The following is a 17521-nucleotide window of genomic DNA, read 5'->3' as shown; positions in this document are numbered from 1 at the left end:
GAATCTGGCTATACTAAGGCTGGCTGACCGCAATGGCTTTTTGCGTCATTCCTCCTTCAGTGGGTGGCGCAGGCTATGCGATCACAGAAAAATCCGACCCCGGGCCAGGTTTCCAGGCCCCGAATCAATGAGGTCAATCCATGTTATTTAGTGGCAAAGCGCTTACGGTGCAGATGCTGGACAACGGCATCGCCGAGCTCAACTTCGACCTGCAGGGCGAGTCCGTCAACAAATTCAATCGCCTGACAGTATCAGAATTTTCCCAGGCTCTGGACGCTATTGAGGCGGCGGATGGCGTTAAGGGCGTGCTGCTGACCAGCGGCAAGAGTGTGTTTATCGTCGGCGCCGATATTACCGAATTCGGCGATGCCTTTGCCGCGGGACCGGAGGGTGTCGCGGAGCTGATGAACAAGAACAATGAAAATATCAGCCGGCTGGAAGAGCTGCCTGTGCCGAGTGTTGTCGCCATTAATGGCTACGCGCTGGGTGGTGGCTTTGAGGTGTGCCTGGGATGTGACTTCCGCGTAATGAGCGATCAGGCCAAAGTGGGCCTGCCGGAAGTGAAGCTGGGCCTGATTCCCGGCTGGGGTGGTACAGTGCGCCTGCCGCGACTGGTGGGCGTGGACGTGGCGGCCGAGTGGATTGCCGCTGGTAAGGAGCAGCGTCCGGACGCGGCTTTGACCGTGCATGCCGTGGATGCGGTGGTGCAGGCCGACAAGCTGAAAGAATCTGCGCTCAAACTCCTTGAGCGGGCGATAGGTGGTGAGCTGGATTATCAGTCCCGTCGCGAGATCAAGAAATCACCGATTCCGCTGAATGACACGGAAGCGCTGATGGCCTTCTTTACCACCAAAGCGTTTGTCGGTCAGCAGGCGGGCCGCAATTATCCTGCGCCCCTGGCGGCGGTTGAATCCATCGAGCAGGGTTACAAGCTCGGCCGCGACGAGGCGCTAAAAGTCGAGCAGCAGCAATTTATTAAATGCGCGCAGACAGGTGCAGCCAAATCATTGGTGGGCTTATTCCTGAATGATCAGGCCATCAGTAAGGTTGCCAAAGGTTGGGAAAAGAAAGCGGACAAGCAGATCGAGCGTGCGGCCGTGTTGGGTGCGGGCATTATGGGTGGTGGTATCGCCTATCAATCCGCGTATAAAGGCGTGCCGATCAAGATGAAGGATATTGATCAAAAAGGCATCGATCTGGGGCTGAAAGAAGCCAATAAGTTGCTGTCCAAGCTGGTGGAGCGCGGTCGCATGACACCGGCGAAGATGGGGGAAACCCTGAATCGTATTGAACCCACGCTGAGCTACGATGGCTTCGATAATGTCGACGTGGTGGTCGAGGCCGTGGTGGAAAATCCGAAGGTGAAGCACGCAGTGCTGCAAGAGGTGGAAAAAGTCGTCAGTGAAGATACGGTGATCGCCTCCAATACTTCCACCATCTCCATCGATTTCTTGGCCGAGCCGCTGTCCAGGCCGGAAAACTTCCTCGGAATGCACTTTTTTAACCCCGTGCACAAGATGCCGCTGGTGGAGGTGATCCGCGGTGAGAAGACTTCCGAGAAGGCCATTGCCCGAGTGGTCGCCTATGCAAACAAAATGGGCAAGAAGGCCATCGTTGTACGCGATTGCCCGGGGTTCCTGGTCAACCGGGTGCTCTTCCCTTACTTCGCCGGATTCTCAATGCTGGTGCGGGATGGGGCCGATTTCCAGCAGATCGACAAGGTAATGGAGCGCTGGGGTTGGCCTATGGGGCCGGCTTACCTGATGGATGTTGTCGGTATCGATACTGGCGTACACGCTGAGAAGGTGATGGCTGAAGGCTTCCCTGAGCGTATGGGTAAGACTTTCACTGCAGCATCTGATGTGATGTTTGAAGCCGGCCGCTATGGCCAGAAGAACGGCAAGGGCTTCTACAACTATGAAGAGGACAAAAAAGGCAAACCGAAAAAGGTTGCAACTGAAGAGTCCTATGAGTTGCTCAAGCCCCATGTGGCAGAGCGTCGTGAATTTGAAAATGATGAAATTATTGAGCGCATGATGGTGCCAATGGCCACTGAGCTGGCCCGTTGCCTGGAAGAGGGGATTGTCGATTCCCCGGCAGAGGCGGATATGGCCTTGATCTACGGTATTGGTTTCCCGCCCTTCCGCGGCGGTATTTTCGCCTGGCTGGACAGCATCGGCCTGGACGAGTTCGTGAAGATTGCCGACAAATACTCAGACCTGGGCGAGCTGTACAAGCCCACGGAGCGCATGCGTGAAATGGCCGCCAGTGGCAAAACCTACTACGGCGACAAGTGAGGAGAATTGCGATGAGTTTAAATCCTAGAGATGCCGTAATCGTCGACTACGCGCGCACGGCCATGGGGCGCTCCAAGAATGGCGTCTACCGCAATGTACGCGCTGATGACATGTCGGCGGAATTGCTGAAAAAATTTCTGCAACGTAACGACAAACTGGATCCGGCTGAGATCGATGATCTGATCTGGGGCTGTGTGATGCAGCGGGATGAGCAGGGCTTTAATGTGGCGCGCTTTATCGTTTTGCGCGCAGGCCTGCCGCACACTATTCCGGCACAGACAGTCAATCGCCTTTGTGGGTCTTCCATGTCGGCGCTGCATACCGCTGCGGCGAATATCCGTGCGGGGCTTGGCGACGTCTACGTCGTAGGCGGTGTCGAGCATATGGGACACCTGAACATGATGGAGCATGTCAGCCCCAACCCGATGCTGGGCCGCAATATGGCCAAGGCTGCTGGCTCTATGGGGATGACGGCGGAATACTTGGCGATGATGCATGGTATCCAGCGTCAACAGATGGATGAATTTGGTGCCCGTTCCCATCAGCGTGCTGCCGCGGCGACCCGTGAGGGCAAGTTTGACCGCGAGATCATCGCTATTGAGGGGCATGACGATAACGGTGTCCCCTTCCTGGTGGAAACCGATCAGACTATCCGGCCGGACACAACGGTTGAGGCGCTCGCGCAGTTGAAGCCGGCCTTCGATCCGAAACATGGCCAGGTAACTGCCGGCACCTCATCTCAGATCACCGATGGTGCCTCCGTCATGCTGGTTATGTCCGCTGAGCGCGCACAGTCTCTGGGTATGACGCCCATTGCGAAGGTGCGCGAGATGGCCCTGGCGGGTGTGGACCCGTCGATCATGGGCTACGGACCGGTGCCTTCCACTCAGAAAGCCCTCAAAAATGCGGGTTTGACTATCGACGATATCGACAAGGTGGAGCTGAACGAAGCATTTGCTGCGCAGTCGCTGCCGGTGTTGAAAGACCTCAATCTGCTCGATGTTATGGATGACAAGGTGAATCTGTACGGCGGAGCCATCGCCCTAGGTCATCCGTTTGGCTGCTCTGGTGTGCGTATTACCGGCACTCTGCTGTCTGTAATGCAGAACGAAGGGGGAACTCTCGGCGTATCCACCATGTGTATCGGACTGGGGCAGGGGATCACCACCATCGTTGAGCGTGTGTAAACCTGGAGCGGCGTTGTAGTGCAGCGCCGCTTCGAGCCTTCACCGCGGCAACTTGTGTGGCTGCTGTTGGATTTGGGGCCGCTTTGGGCTGATTCGAAAGCCTGGGCGACAGTGGAAAGCCTGAGAAAACAGTAGTCATTGATGGGGTTGCCGCGGTGTTTTTATGTCCGTGCCCGGTTGAGAAGACCATTCTTCCAGCGGGTAGTTGAGGCAATTTGTTGAAGCATGCCCTCTGCCTGTGGCACAATCTGCTCCCCTCGTCGCCAGGACCCGATGCTTTTGCACGAAATTGCAGAAATATCAACAAGTTAGCGCCGAGGTGGAATTCGGGGACGTGGTGGAATTGGTAGACACGCCAGATTTAGGTTCTGGTGCCGCAAGGTGTGGGAGTTCAAGTCTCCCCGTCCCCACCAAACAAATACTCCGCAGCCCGCCGCCTGCCCCATAGGCAAGGTGCGGGCTGCTTGCATTTGGCATCGGTTGGCGATTGCAGGGCAATCTCGAAACCGTGCCGGCAGACGGTTACCGGTTGAATTTCGGCGGCCGGCTAGCAGTGGCGCTGCGCGCGCTGGCAACAACAGAAGAGTCTAATGCGCTGTGGCGCGAGTAGAGAAAGTCTCACGAGGATAAACATGCAGGTTTCCATCGAAACAACTTCCGGCCTGGAGCGTCGTTTAACGGTTAATTTGCCGGCGGAAATCGTCGACAAGGAAGTGGATAAGCGGCTCCAGCAAGCTGCTAAAACCGTTCGAATCAATGGCTTCCGTAAAGGTAAAGTGCCGCTGAAAGTTGTTCGTCAGCGCTTTGGTGCCGGTGTGCGCCAGGAAGTGCTGGGCGAAGTGATGAGCCGTTCTTTTTACGAGGCGGTCCAGCAAGAGCAGGTCAAGCCCGCTGGACAGCCGAGTATCGAGGCGAAACAGACTGCTCCTGGTGAAAATCTTGAATACGTCGCTACCTTTGAAGTCTACCCCGACGTGGAGCTGGCGGACTTGTCTGAAATTAGTGTCGAACGCCCGGTTGCTGAAGTGACTGAGAAAGATGTCGACAACATGATTGGCGTGTTGCGGAAGCAACAGTCCGGCTGGAAAGAAACCAAGCGCAAAGCCCAGAAGGGTGACCGGGTGACCATCGATTTTGTCGGACGCAAAGATGGTGAGGAATTTGAGGGCGGCAAGGCCGAGGGGCACAAGCTGGTATTGGGCTCCGGTCAGATGATCCCCGGGTTTGAAGACGGCATCCTCGGTATGAAGCCGGGCGAGGAAAAAGATATTGATGTCACCTTCCCGGAGGATTATCAAGCGGAAAACTTGCGCGGCGCAGAAGTGACTTTCAGTATCAAGGTTACCGCCTCCGAAAAACCGGAATTGCCGGAGCTGGATGAAGAATTTTTCCGCGCATATGGTGTGGAAGAGGGTGGTGAAGAAAAATTCCGTGAAGAAGTACGCGCCAACATGGAGCGCGAGCTCAAGAATGCGGCCTTGAACAAAATCAAGACCCAGGTGATGGATCAGCTGTTCGAAAAGCACCCCGTGGAACTGCCTTCCGCTCTGGTTGCTGGCGAGGTGCGTGCGCTGCGCGGCCAAATGGTGCAGCAGTTTGGCGGCCAGATCAAAATGGAAGATGCGGAAAAGATGCTGCCGGATACCATGTTCGAAGAGCAGGCCAAACGTCGTGTTGTGCTCGGTCTGGTAGTCGGAGAGATCGTTAAGCAGAACGAAATCACTGTGGACGCAGATCGCGTGAAGGCAAAGGTCGAAGAATTGGCTTCTACCTACCAGCAGCCGGAAGAGGTAGTGGACTACTACTACAACAATCGCGAGCTGCTTTCCGGTGTGGAATCCGTGGTTCTGGAAGACCAGGTCGTGGATTTTGTGCTTGAGTCTGCAAAAGTGAAAGATGTCGAGAGCAGCTACGACGAAGTGATCAAACCGCAGAAGCAAGCTTAACTCTGCTGAATGGCGGCCGCGATCGCGGTCGTCTTTCTCCCCTTCCTCATTTGACCCGCTGGCTTTCTCGCCTTCGACCGGTTAAGCTCAGAAAAAGTGAACTTTCAGCGAATGGCGGCCCCAGCCACCAGGTTGCTCGCCAAGTACGCCACAAAAGGAATCTAAGGTACTTATGGCTCGTTTTGATTATCCTTTTTCATCAATAGATCCCACAGCCACTGGTCTGGTGCCCATAGTGGTGGAGCAGACCGCCAGAGGGGAGCGCTCATTTGACATATACTCCCGTCTGCTGAAGGAGCGGGTGATTTTTCTCGTGGGACCTGTGGAAGATCACATGGCCAATCTGGTCGTGGCGCAATTGCTTTTCCTGGAGGCGGAAAATCCGGACAAGGATATACACTTGTATATTAATTCTCCGGGTGGATCCGTGACGGCGGGCATGTCCATTTATGACACCATGCAATTTATCAAGCCCGACGTCAGCACTATGTGTATTGGGCAGGCCTGTAGTATGGGGGCATTTCTGCTATCGGCTGGTGCAAGCGGCAAGCGCTATGCGACGCCCAACTCCCGGGTGATGATCCATCAGCCCAGCGGCGGTGCTCAGGGGCAGGCGAGCGATATACACATCCACGCCCAGGAAATTCTCAAGATCCGCCAACGCTTGAATGAGCTAATGGCATCCCATACTGGCCGCAGTGTGAGCGAAATTGAGCGCGATACGGAGCGGGATCACTTCCTGAGTGCAGATGAGGCTCGGGAATACGGTCTCGTCGATGATGTGCTCACGCGCCGCCAGACGTTGGAAAAATAACCTCTCTTTGGTGAAAATAGTGGACTGTTCGGCGGTGTGGCCGCCGATTCTGACAGCCCTGTGGCCTGCCGGTGCACAAAGGGCTTGAAAAAGCCGTCAAAAGACAGCATCTTGCAATAACACAAGTAATCGCGAAAGGGCCCCGGCTGGCCGAAGACCACGGAGTATTTTGATGACCGACCAGAGCAGCGGAGAAGACAACGGCAAACTGCTGTACTGTTCTTTCTGTGGCAAGAGCCAGCAGGAAGTTCGCAAGCTTATCGCCGGGCCGTCCGTTTTCATTTGTGACGAGTGCGTCGAGCTGTGTACCGATATCATTCGCGAAGAGGTGCAGGAATCTTCCGAGGGGCCTGAGGGGCGTCTGCCTACTCCGCGAGAGATCACGGAGATTCTCGATCAGTACGTAATCGGCCAGGAGCGCGCCAAGCGCGTGCTTGCGGTGGCTGTCTACAATCACTACAAGCGCTTGCGCAGCAAATCCAGCGTCAAAAGCAAGGACGATGTTGAACTTAGTAAGTCCAACATCCTGTTGGTGGGCCCCACTGGCAGCGGTAAAACGTTGTTGGCGGAGACTCTCGCACGGCTGCTTAATGTGCCTTTTACCATCGCCGATGCCACTACTCTGACCGAGGCGGGTTATGTCGGCGAGGATGTGGAAAATATTATTCAAAAGTTATTGCAGAAGTGTGATTACGATGTCGAGAAAGCCCAACAGGGTATCGTCTACATTGATGAGATCGACAAAATATCACGCAAATCTGACAACCCCTCCATCACCCGGGATGTATCCGGTGAGGGTGTGCAACAGGCGCTGCTCAAGCTAATTGAGGGCACTGTGGCTTCCGTCCCGCCTCAGGGCGGCCGCAAGCATCCCCAGCAGGAGTTCCTGCAGGTCGATACCACTAACATATTGTTTATTTGTGGGGGCGCTTTCGCGGGGCTGGACAAGGTCATTCGCGACAGGTCGGAAAAAGGTGGCATTGGCTTTAATGCCGAGGTCAAATCCAAGGATAGCAAGAGCAATTTTGGTGAAATCCTGCGAGACCTGGAGCCCGAGGATTTGGTGCGCTATGGACTGATCCCCGAGTTTGTTGGTCGTTTGCCTGTGACCGCGACGCTCGATGAGTTGGATCGTCCCGCTTTGGTCAAGATCCTAACAGAGCCGCGCAATGCCCTGACCAAGCAGTACGCCAAGTTGTTCGAGATGGAAGGGGTTGAGCTGGATTTCCGTCCTGACGCGCTGGACGCGGTTGCCGCCAAGGCGATGGAGCGCAAGACCGGTGCCCGGGGATTGCGCTCGATTATGGAGTCGGTGCTGCTGGAGACTATGTACGATATTCCGTCCACCGATAATGTCGCCAAAGTTGTTATTGACGAGGCGGTCATTAAAGGCGAGTCTGCGCCGCTGCTGGTGTACGAAAGTGACTCCCAGCCGCAAAAGGCCGCTCCGGAAGAGTGATATCGCCGCTTGACTGTGTGGCTCGGTCGAACACACCGGGCCTGGAGCCCGGCAGAGAAGCCCCGCAACGGGGCTTTTTTTGTGAGCCGGTTGGCGAGTTTTCAGGTTTTTCACATAGGGTCGGCACAAATCCTCGATTGGAATAGACTAAGGGCTTGTAATCCGGCTGTTGCTCCCCCATTTCTAGCAACCAACGGGCGGCGGCCCAGATTAAGCTGTAGATTCCAGCAGCGAATGATGCCGCGCCAATAACCCAGTGACCGGGCCGAGAGGAGTTCTATGGATCAGCCATCCGATACCCAACTTGAATATCCGCTGTTGCCGTTGCGGGACGTGGTCGTCTACCCCCACATGGTGATTCCTTTGTTTGTCGGCCGGGAAAAGTCGATTGATGCCCTGGAAGCAGCGATGCGCAGTGACAAGCAGGTACTGTTAGTTGCGCAAAGGCAGGCGTCGGAAGATGATCCCGGGGCCGAAGATATTTACCGTGTCGGCACTGTTGCGAGTGTGCTGCAGTTGCTCAAGTTGCCTGATGGCACCGTCAAGGTGCTGGTGGAGGGCGGCCAGCGCGTCAAAATTCTCGATGTCGTTGACGGCGATGGGCACTACCGTGCGAAAGTAGAGCCGATGCAAACAGAGGATCTGCCCGAAGCGGAGGCGGAAGCTCTGGTGCGTTCAGCGATGGCCCAATTTGAGCAATATGTCTCCATTAGCAAAAAGGTCCCAAACGAGGTAATCACCTCGCTCTCGGGAATCGATGAACCCGGCCGCCTTGCCGACACTATCGCAGCCCATATGTCGTTGGAACTGGCGCAAAAGCAGGAACTGCTGGAAACCGCTAGTGTCAAGGAACGCCTGGAGCAGCTGCTCGGTCTTATGGATTCGGAAATCGACCTGATTCAGGTGGAAAAGCGTATCCGGGGCCGTGTCAAGAAACAGATGGAGAAAAGCCAGCGCGAGTACTACCTGAATGAGCAAATGAAAGCTATTCAGAAAGAGCTGGGGGAAATTTCCGAAGAGCCGAATGAAATCGAGGAGTTGGAGAAAAAAATCTCCGAGTCCGGCATGAGTGCTGAAGCGGAAAAGAAAACCCGCGCGGAATTGGCAAAACTTAAAATGATGTCTCCGATGTCTGCGGAGGCGTCAGTGTTGCGTAGCTACATTGACTGGATGCTGAATGTCCCCTGGAAAAAGGCGAGCCGTGTCCGCCATGACTTGATTAAGGCCGAAGAGATTCTAGAAAAGGATCACTACGGACTGGAGGAGGTCAAGGAGCGGATTCTCGAATATCTCGCGGTCCAGAAGAGGGTGAAAAAGGTTAAAGGGCCGATCCTCTGCTTGGTGGGGCCTCCAGGTGTGGGTAAGACTTCTCTCGGCCAGTCAATTGCCCGGGCCACGAATCGTAAATATGTACGTATGGCGCTTGGCGGTGTACGCGATGAAGCAGAAATCCGCGGCCATCGCCGAACTTATATTGGTTCCTTGCCCGGTAAGCTGATACAGAAAATTGCAAAAGTCGGGGTGAAGAACCCGTTATTCCTCCTCGATGAGGTGGACAAAATGGGCATGGATCACCGCGGAGATCCGGCGTCTGCACTTTTGGAGGTGCTGGATCCTGAGCAGAACAAGACGTTCAACGATCACTACCTGGAAGTGGACTACGATCTTTCTGACGTGATGTTCGTTTGTACGGCCAACTCCATGAATATCCCCGGTCCGCTGCTGGATCGCATGGAGGTGATCCGTATTCCCGGTTACACCGAGGATGAAAAGCTGAATATTGCTCAGCGCTACCTGGTGCCAAAACAGCGCAAAGCCGCGGGCCTGAAAGACGATGAACTGGCACTGGCCGACGATACGGTACGCGATATAGTCCGCTACTACACCCGTGAGGCCGGCGTGCGCAACCTGGACCGGGAGATCGCTAAAATCTGCCGCAAAGTGGTTACCAAGCACGTGCGCGAGAAAACCAGCCAGAAGGTGACGGTGACGCCGGAGCAGTTGGAGGAATTGCTTGGAGTACGCAAATACGACTTTGGCCGCGCGGAAGAGGAAAACAAGATTGGCCAGGTTATCGGGCTTGCGTGGACGGAAGTCGGTGGAGACCTGTTGACAATCGAGGCCTCCGCTGTTCCAGGAAAGGGGCGGGTGATCAAGACGGGATCTCTCGGCGACGTGATGCAGGAATCCATACAGGCAGCACTCACTGTCGTGCGCACGCGGGCGCAAACCTTAGGCATCGCGCCGGATTTTCACGAAACAAAGGATATTCATATCCATGTTCCGGAAGGCGCCACGCCGAAAGACGGTCCCTCCGCGGGCATTGCGATGTGCACTGCTTTCGCCTCTGTGCTTACCGGTATCCCGGTGCGTTCCGATGTGGCTATGACTGGGGAAATCACTCTGCGTGGAGAAGTGTTGCGCATCGGCGGACTAAAAGAGAAATTGCTGGCGGCCCACCGCGGTGGGATTAAGACAGTGCTGATTCCCGCGGACAATGAGCGAGACCTGAAAGATATTCCGGACAATATTCTGCAGGATTTGGTTATCAAGCCGGTCAAGTGGATAGATCAGGTGCTGGAATTGGCACTTGAGCACAAACCGGAGTCTCTGTCCGACGAGGAATATTCGGCCCTGCAAAAGCAGGCTGAGGAGCGCTCGCAACGCTCAGTGCACACGCATTGATCACTTTGGCGGGGCGCGACCAAGCGTCCCGTATGTCTCGTTTAAAAAATAGTCTGCGAAAATCGAAAAGCAGGCCTTGGTTTACCCAACTGCCCGGAAACCCGCATGGTTCCTTGACCCGCTATCGGCCAGTTGGTATAAAACGTGCCTTATTGCCCAACGCCCAGTAACTGCCGGCGATTGAAGGCGTGAACGCATTGGTGTCCAAAAGCGGGCACTCCAACATATCCAGAAAAGAACAGAGGGATTAAGTGTGAATAAGTCCGAACTGATTGAAGCGATTGCCGCATCTGCAGATATTCCAAAAGCAGCCGCCGGCCGCGCTCTGGACGCAATGGTAGAGAGCATTACCGACGCTCTGAAAAAGGGTGATCAGGTAGCGCTAGTGGGTTTCGGCACTTTCTCTGTCAAGGAGCGCGCCGCCCGTACCGGTCGCAATCCGCGCACTGGTGATCCGATTCCGATTGCCGCGGCAAAAATCCCTAGTTTTAAGGCCGGCAAGGCTTTGAAGGACGCTGTAAACTGAGTAAAGCGGTAGGATAGGAAGCCTCGTTAAATAGTCGAAGCTTCAAAGAGGCGTATCACATGGATGCGCCTTTTTTGTATCTGATAATCAATTAAACGTTATAAGTTTCGGAGCTGACAATGCTTCAGTCCATGCGAGATAACCTGAAGGGTACAGCGGCAATTATCGTCGCCGGCTTTTTCGGTTTCATAATGGTCATTGGAGGGATTGATTTTTTCACTGGTGCCAGTGGCGGTGCGGCCGATGCGGTGGCTGAGGTCAATGGTGAGAAAATCACTAACCTGGATCTCCAGCGCGCGATACAAAATCGCCGCAATATGATCATGAGCCAGTACGGTGAGAATGTACCGGCTGACCTGCTGAGCGATGAGCAGCTCCGTGAACCGGTGTTGCGGCAGTTGGTAAGCAGCTCAGTGATGCGCCAAGCTGCGCAGGATAGTGGCATGGTGATGAGTGCCGCCGCAATCGACAGAGAAATCGTGCAGATTCCTGGTTTTCAAGTGGGCGGCAAGTTTGATGCGCAGGTTTATCGCGATGCGTTGCGGCGTATGGGCTACAGTGCCGTTGGTTTTCGTCAGGTCATGGAGCGTGACTTGGTGATGCAGCAATATATCGATGGAATCACGAACAGTGCTTTCACCACTCGTGCGGATGCCGAGCGTGTAGTGGCTGTTTCCATGGAGGAGCGCGATTTCGATTATGTCATTTTGCCAGTCCAACAGCTGCTCGATGAGACAACTGTCAGCGATAGCGAAGTAGAAGAGTACTATCAGGACAATCAGGATCGGTTTCAACGCCCTGAACAGGTAGCGATTGAATATATTGAACTGACGCCGGAACTGTTTGCCGACAGTATCGATGTGTCTGAACAGGACGTTCGCGCCCAATATGAGCAGGAACTAGCCAGTTTCCAGGCCAAGACTCGTCGCCGTGCTGCGCATATATTGCTGGAAGGTGACAACGCGGGCAAAGTTGCCGAAGTGCAGGCCAAGCTCAACGCCGGTGAGGACTTTGCAGAACTGGCGAAATCTTACTCCGATGATCTGGGGTCTCGGGATGAAGGCGGGGATCTCGGTTTTACCAGTGGCGATGTTTTTCCTGAGTCTTTCGAGGAGGCGCTGGCCTCTCTGGAAGTAGGGCAGGTTTCCGGCCCTGTGACCACAGACAGCGGTACCCACTTTATCAAGCTGCTAGAAGTGGAGAATGCCGAGCCGCCCTCCTATGAGGAGCGCAAGGATGCCATTGCCGCACAGTTGCGTAGTGCGGAGGCTGAACGTGAGTTTGTGGGGGCTCTGGAGCGCTTGGCCGATCTTGCCTACAACGCCGATACGCTCGCAGGGCCTGCCGAGGAGCTGGGTGTACCGCTACAAACCAGCGAATTGTTCAGTCGTCAGGGTGGCGCCGGTATTGCCGCGAATGACAAAGTGGTGGCCGCGGCCTTCGCCCCTGAAGTGAAAGAGGATGGGAATACATCGGATGTAATTAATCTTACCGATAATCATTCGGTGGTACTGAGGGTAGTTGAGCATAAAACAGCGGGCATCTATCCTCTGGAAGAAGTGAAGCCGCAGATTGTTGAGCGCCTGAAGCGAGAAAAGGCCAGCGAGCAATTGGCTACCCGCGCTAAGGAGCTCAAGGCACAGTTGGAAGAGGGCGGTGATTTTGCCGAATTAGCTGAGGCCAGTGAGCTGACACTGGAGACCAGCGATAAGACCCGTCGCGGAGGCTTCGGGCAACGCGGCGAAATCATTGCAAAGGCATTTGAGCTGCCAGCACCGGACTCCCGCGGTGAACGTATTACTACCTTTGCCGTCAGTGACGGCGACCAGGTGGTGTTGAAACTGCGCAGTGTTAACCCTGGTCAGCTATCCCGTCAGAGCAGCGAACAACGACGCGCATTGATACAGCAGTTGGCATCCATCAGCGGCGGTGCGGAGCTGGCGGCGGTGCAGCGTTATCTGTCCGATGAGGCGGATATTGAACTCGCTGAGCAGTGATGTAAGTCGCAGAGTCCGATTAGTTTGAATAAAAAGCCCGCGTTAGCGGGCTTTTTTTTGCATGCTAGCGTGCTAGGTAGGGGCTCTCCTTAAAGAGCTGACAGCTTTCTCGGCTAGGGAGCCTCTGATTAATTCGCGTGAACACTATGCTAGGTTCCGGGGCACTCAGGCAATAGGACGGACATTTCGAAAACGCACGAGTACTTCCCTGTGGCTCCGATGGATGCATCTCTGTCCCCGATGGTTTCGGAGTATCCGTCCTGTCACCTAAGCTTCACATCCGCCCCGGAAGAACCTCTACCACCAGAAAGTAAATTAATCAGAGGTTCCCTAGGTGGCAGGTTGGGCGTTTTGAAATTGTCGGAGTCAGGGGCTGGGCAAATACTCGCTCGCTTGAGAAAACCTTTAATTCATGGGCGTGGGACTTTAGTGGGCTGAGCTACTTATTTGGTCCGAAGGTGTCTTTACCGCCATGAGGCGGTTAATTAGAGATTCCTTGGATATTTTTTCCGTCTCATGCCCGAACAGCACTGAGCGCAGGGTTACTGCGCTCAGGCGAATGGAGTGCAGGGCGTTATTTAGCCACTGGCGGCGCTGTCCACAAACAGGGTCAGCCTTTGTCCCGGCTGCAGGTAGTGGGACTTGCTGATCTTATTCCAGCGCAAGATATCATCGATATCGATACGGAATTTGCTCGCGATTCGGTACAGAGAGTCACCCTTGCGCACCTTGTAGGAGAGCTTGCGGGTGGTTCGGCTGCTGTCAGTACTACCGTTATAAGCTACCAGTTGACGTCCCGGACGCAATGTGTCTGCGGGAGCCATATTATTCCAGCTGGCCAGCTGGCGCACACTGACATTGAGTGAGCGGGCGATATCCCACAGAGTGTCACCCGGGCGCACTGTATAGCTGGTTTTGACGCCCTTGCCGGCGTTCTGGCTGCGTTTAACGCGTTGATCCAGGGCATAGGCATACTGGGATGCCGGGCCCGATGCACTGGGGATGAGTAAGGTGCTACCGGCGCGGATGTTGTTGTTGCGCAGATTGTTGGCCTCCCGGATGGCGGCCACCGTAGTTTCATATCTGCGGGCGATGGTTGAGAGGGTATCGCCGCGGGCAATGCGATATCGCTGCCAGGTGACGCGCTGGTCGACGGGGAGTTTTGCCAATGCGCTTGCAAAGGCCTCTCCTTTTTCCACTGGTACCAGCAGCCGGTGATTGCCGTTGGGGTCGGTCGCCCACCGGTTGAAGCCGGGGTTCAGTAGGTAGAGCTCTTCAATTGGGATGTCGGCGAGTTCGGCAGCTTGGGCCAAGTCGATTTGGCTGCCCACATCTACTTCGGTGTAATAAGGTGCATTGGCCACATCATGCAGCGGCACCTGGTAGTGGTCCGGTCGGGATACCACTTCCGCGAGCGCAAGAAGTTGCGGCACGTAGCGCTGAGTCTCACGGGGTAGCTTTAAGTCCCAGAAGCTGGTGCCGAGCCCTCGGCGCCGGTTTCGCTCGAGTGCGCGGCTGACAGTGCCTTCACCGCCATTGTACGCGGCAAGAACCAGTTCCCAGTCACCGTCGAAGCGTTCGGACAAATAGGTGAAATAGCGAATCGCAGCGCGGGTGGATTCCTGTACGTCCCTGCGCCCGTCGTACCACCAATTCTGATTCAATCCGAAAGAACGACCGGTGGACGGGATAAACTGCCACATGCCTGAAGCGCGGGCATGGGAGTAAGCAAAGGGATCATAGGCGCTCTCGACGATTGGCAACAGTGCCAACTCCAGTGGCAGGTTGGAGTCCTCTAGCTGCTCTACCACATGGAAGATGTAGCGGCGCGAGCGTTCAGTCACTCGTGCCATATAGCCTTCATTGCGGGAGAAGTAGGCAATATAGTCTTTAACTTTGGGGTGATCGATGTGTCGATCCAATTGGAAGCCACGGCGCAGCCGGTCCCATATATCCACTGGCGGCAATGCCGCTTCCTCCGGGCTGGGGGCGTTTGCGTTGTCGCTATCCTGTGCGGTATTTTGCTGCGCCTGCTGTGCAGAATCTTCCGGCGTTACATTTTGTTCCGGTATCTGCGCACAGGCCCCCACCGCCGCGGCCAGAATGGCGATGGTAAGTTTTTTATGGACCATGCTTGGTGTTTCCGCGGTCGTTTTGTAATTTTCACCCAGCGTGCGCTTATTTCGTATAGCACCTGAGCTTTGCGTGGTAATTGTCTGATTCTAAAGATCTGAATTGGTTTCGGTCAACGATTGCGCGATGCCCAAAGATACTGGGGTGTCGCCGATTATTTCGCGCGGACGTACAGTTTATTCGGGGGACCCTTGTCTGCACTGTGCACAGCGCGTCGTTGGTTAAAAATTGTCCTTCCAGCTTCTTAGCAGTGTGAAGACTTGCACTTCATCCGGGTTTTCGAGACTGCCGTCGGCACCGTGATTGAGTGCGCGGCGGGCCACGGCGGGAATATGGCAACGCAAAAACGGATTCGTGGCCAGCTCTTCTCCAATGGTAGAGGGAAGAGTGGGACGGTCGTTCGCCCGCAATGCTTCAGCCTCGGCAAGGCGATTCACAATGGCCGTGTTGCCCGGTTCGGCAGCTTCCGCGAAGCGCAAGTTCGCCAGGGTGTACTCGTGAGCGCAATAAACCTTGGTCTCTGGCGGCAGTGCGCCCAGCTTGCTTAGGGAGGCGTACATCTGCGCCGGGGTGCCTTCAAAGAGGCGGCCGCAGCCAGCGGCAAAAAGGGTATCACCGCAGAAGAGGTGCGCCCGGGGGGCTCCGCCGGGGTTCTCCTCCTCGAGTAGCAACGCCAAGTGGTCTAAGGTATGGCCGGGCACGGCCATTACCCGCAGCGGCAGGCCGAGGAGCTCGCGCTGGTCGCCGTCAGTCAGTGGTTCCGTGACCCCCTTGATGGAAGCGGGACCATAAACTGGACATTGAAAACGGGTGCTGAGCTGTGCGACACCGCCGGTGTGGTCCAGGTGGTGGTGTGTGATTAGTATGCCGCTCAGGGCACTGTCGCCCAATGCCTCAATCACCGGGCGGGCGTCGCCGGGGTCCACGACCCAGTGCTCGTCACCACGGGTAAGGTGCCAGATATAGTTATCGCTGAATGCCGGAATTGGGGAGAATTTGAGCATTTCGTCGTGACGTCAATAATCTGAGTGCTGAAACGATACCATTAAGGTAGCCTGCAATACACAAAGGTGAGATTCCGGTTGCACTTAGATAGGAGCTGGCCTGTGGTATGACACGCGTTTCCACAATGATGAATTGTGAAGAACTTGCGTCTCATTTTTTCGGTGTCACTAATACGCTGTTCACACGGACTCGCATGGAGCCAATATGACGAAGAAGTCCTATTCGCGTGGGCGTGCTGAAATACCCCCGTTCGCGAAGTCCTGTGCAGCCGTGGCGCATTGGTTCACCAGCCCACTGGGGCAGGAGATTCTGTCGCAGCAGCTTGCGCTGGCGCAGCCATTCGTTGAGCGCATGTTTGGATACCATCTAATGCAAGCCGGGGTAACTAGCGCCGTTGATTTTTCCGCATGCAGTCGTATCAACCACCGGTTCCGTTTGAGTGGCTGTGCCGGACAGGAAGGGGCTGCGTTGGTGGAATTTGAGCAACTCCCCTTGCCTTCCGAGTCCATCGATGTGGTGCTCTTACATCATCTGCTCGATTTTGCCCAGCAGCCCCATCAGGTGCTGCGCGAGGCAGCGCGGGTATTGATACCCGGCGGTCACTTGCTGCTGATTGGCTTCAATCCATTTTCTCTTCTGGGGTTGTCGAGGCTGTTATTCGCCCGCAGCGCCTACCAGCGCGGGAATCAACTGCGGGCGGCACGGATAGCCGACTGGATGCATCTGCTGGATCTACAGGCGAGTACTTTGGAACGGGGGTTCTTTCGCCTGCCGCTACAGCAGCGGGACTTACTGGCGAAGACGTCGTGGATGGAGCGCCTGGGCGCTCGTTGGCACTTGCCTTGGGGGGGCTTTTACATCATAGTCGCGCGCAAAGAAGTGGCACGCATGCGCGCGATAAAAATCAACTGGCGCGGGGAGCAGAAGCCCTCACTGACTGCTGTGCCCTCCAGTTCGCGCGTGGCGGCGCGCAGGCATCATCGCAAGCGTTAAACGTGCACTCCAAGGTTTTAGCGGTAAAAAGTATTCAATTTGAAACAGGTTACGATTTTCACTGATGGCGCTTGCCGCGGAAACCCCGGCCCCGGAGGCTGGGGGGCGCTGCTGGTTTGTGGAGACGCAGAAAAAGAACTCTACGGTGGTGAAGCGCACACCACCAATAACCGTATGGAGCTATTGGCAGCGATACAGGCCTTAGCGGCGTTAAAACGGCCGTGCCGTGTCGACCTGCATACGGATTCTCAGTATTTGCGCCAGGGAATTACGAGTTGGATTAACAACTGGAAGAAGAACGGCTGGAAAACTGCCAGTAAAAAACCGGTAAAAAATGCTGATCTCTGGCGAGCGCTGGATGAGCGTATTGCTGATCATGAAGTGCATTGGCACTGGGTCAAGGGCCACTCTGGCCACCCGGGCAACGAGCGGGCCGACCGGTTGGCAAACCGCGGCATTGATGAAATGCGGAATTGAAG

At 55.4% G+C, this 17521-nt stretch carries 13 protein-coding genes and 1 tRNA gene; 12 read left to right on the top strand and 2 right to left on the bottom strand.

All coding sequences use genetic code 11. The annotated features are described in order from the left end of the window. The first annotated feature begins 140 nt into the window (after nt 1-140). The 10 genes from fadB to BM155_RS04225 all read left to right on the top strand — a co-directional run bounded on the left by fadB (nt 141) and on the right by BM155_RS04225 (nt 12911). Nucleotides 141-2297 (top strand): fatty acid oxidation complex subunit alpha FadB, encoded by a 2157-nt coding sequence (fadB, locus tag BM155_RS04265; protein WP_067153648.1) that lies wholly within the window; start codon nt 141-143, stop codon nt 2295-2297. Nucleotides 2298-2308: 11 nt separating this feature from the next. Then, a complete protein-coding gene (gene fadA, locus BM155_RS04260) occupies nt 2309-3484 on the top strand; it encodes an acetyl-CoA C-acyltransferase FadA (RefSeq protein WP_067153646.1) in 1176 nt (391 codons plus the stop codon). A 328-nt stretch (nt 3485-3812) separates the two neighbouring features. Continuing rightward, nucleotides 3813-3897 (top strand) — tRNA-Leu (locus BM155_RS04255). 74 nt (nt 3898-3971) lie between these two features. Further along, nucleotides 3972-4094, top strand: coding sequence for a hypothetical protein (locus tag BM155_RS17670; RefSeq protein ID WP_266002332.1), 123 nt, complete (start codon nt 3972-3974; stop codon nt 4092-4094). Nucleotides 4095-4116: 22 nt separating this feature from the next. Beyond that, nucleotides 4117-5430 (top strand): trigger factor, encoded by a 1314-nt coding sequence (tig, locus tag BM155_RS04250; protein ID WP_067153644.1) that lies wholly within the window; start codon nt 4117-4119, stop codon nt 5428-5430. A gap of 172 nt (nt 5431-5602) precedes the next feature. Continuing rightward, nucleotides 5603-6244 carry an ATP-dependent Clp endopeptidase proteolytic subunit ClpP gene (clpP, locus tag BM155_RS04245; protein ID WP_067153642.1) on the top strand — a complete coding sequence of 214 codons (642 nt, stop codon included), beginning with the start codon at nt 5603-5605 and terminating at the stop codon, nt 6242-6244. 172 nt (nt 6245-6416) lie between these two features. Then, entirely contained in the window at nt 6417-7703 is a 1287-nt protein-coding gene (gene clpX / locus BM155_RS04240) for an ATP-dependent Clp protease ATP-binding subunit ClpX (RefSeq protein ID WP_067153640.1), read from the top strand. A 279-nt stretch (nt 7704-7982) separates the two neighbouring features. Then, entirely contained in the window at nt 7983-10388 is a 2406-nt protein-coding gene (gene lon, locus BM155_RS04235; RefSeq protein WP_074901219.1) for an endopeptidase La, read from the top strand. Between the two features lie 253 nt (nt 10389-10641). Next, nucleotides 10642-10914, top strand: a complete 273-nt coding sequence (locus tag BM155_RS04230) for an HU family DNA-binding protein (RefSeq protein WP_067153636.1) — start codon at nt 10642-10644, stop codon at nt 10912-10914. A gap of 119 nt (nt 10915-11033) precedes the next feature. Next, a complete protein-coding gene (locus tag BM155_RS04225) occupies nt 11034-12911 on the top strand; it encodes a SurA N-terminal domain-containing protein (RefSeq protein WP_074901217.1) in 1878 nt (625 codons plus the stop codon). A gap of 578 nt (nt 12912-13489) precedes the next feature. On the opposite strand, the gene BM155_RS04220 is transcribed toward BM155_RS04225, so the two are convergent. Together BM155_RS04220 and gloB are read right to left on the bottom strand one after the other, a co-directional pair. After that, nucleotides 13490-15043: a LysM peptidoglycan-binding domain-containing protein gene (locus tag BM155_RS04220; RefSeq protein ID WP_074901216.1), complete on the bottom strand. Its 1554-nt coding sequence runs from the start codon at nt 15041-15043 to the stop codon at nt 13490-13492. Between the two features lie 222 nt (nt 15044-15265). Next, nucleotides 15266-16048: a hydroxyacylglutathione hydrolase gene (gene gloB / locus BM155_RS04215; RefSeq protein ID WP_074901214.1), complete on the bottom strand. Its 783-nt coding sequence runs from the start codon at nt 16046-16048 to the stop codon at nt 15266-15268. Nucleotides 16049-16253: 205 nt separating this feature from the next. On the opposite strand from gloB, the gene BM155_RS04210 reads away from it, so the two are divergent. Next, the gene (locus tag BM155_RS04210) at nt 16254-17042 is read left to right on the top strand and encodes a class I SAM-dependent methyltransferase (protein WP_067153627.1); all 789 of its coding nucleotides are present in this window, start codon (nt 16254-16256) and stop codon (nt 17040-17042) included. 39 nt (nt 17043-17081) lie between these two features. Then, a complete protein-coding gene (rnhA, locus tag BM155_RS04205) occupies nt 17082-17519 on the top strand; it encodes a ribonuclease HI (protein ID WP_067153625.1) in 438 nt (145 codons plus the stop codon). Nucleotides 17520-17521 lie beyond the last annotated feature (2 nt).

This window comes from Microbulbifer thermotolerans, assembly GCF_900112305.1.
GTDB lineage: Bacteria > Pseudomonadota > Gammaproteobacteria > Pseudomonadales > Cellvibrionaceae > Microbulbifer > Microbulbifer thermotolerans.
The sequence above is the reverse complement of the archived record's forward strand: the minus strand, read 5'-3'. Positions and strand labels throughout refer to the sequence as shown.

What these genes read in the sequence shown, in the direction of transcription:
- fadB (WP_067153648.1), top strand. Translation starts at nt 141, where the DNA reads ATGTTATTTAGTGGCAAAGCGCTTACGGTGCAGATGCTGGACAACGGC.
- fadA (WP_067153646.1), top strand. Translation starts at nt 2,309, where the DNA reads ATGAGTTTAAATCCTAGAGATGCCGTAATCGTCGACTACGCGCGCACG.
- tig (WP_067153644.1), top strand. Translation starts at nt 4,117, where the DNA reads ATGCAGGTTTCCATCGAAACAACTTCCGGCCTGGAGCGTCGTTTAACG.
- clpP (WP_067153642.1), top strand. Translation starts at nt 5,603, where the DNA reads ATGGCTCGTTTTGATTATCCTTTTTCATCAATAGATCCCACAGCCACT.
- clpX (WP_067153640.1), top strand. Translation starts at nt 6,417, where the DNA reads ATGACCGACCAGAGCAGCGGAGAAGACAACGGCAAACTGCTGTACTGT.
- lon (WP_074901219.1), top strand. Translation starts at nt 7,983, where the DNA reads ATGGATCAGCCATCCGATACCCAACTTGAATATCCGCTGTTGCCGTTG.
- BM155_RS04225 (WP_074901217.1), top strand. Translation starts at nt 11,034, where the DNA reads ATGCTTCAGTCCATGCGAGATAACCTGAAGGGTACAGCGGCAATTATC.
- BM155_RS04220 (WP_074901216.1), bottom strand. Translation starts at nt 15,043, where the DNA reads ATGGTCCATAAAAAACTTACCATCGCCATTCTGGCCGCGGCGGTGGGG.
- gloB (WP_074901214.1), bottom strand. Translation starts at nt 16,048, where the DNA reads ATGCTCAAATTCTCCCCAATTCCGGCATTCAGCGATAACTATATCTGG.
- BM155_RS04210 (WP_067153627.1), top strand. Translation starts at nt 16,254, where the DNA reads ATGACGAAGAAGTCCTATTCGCGTGGGCGTGCTGAAATACCCCCGTTC.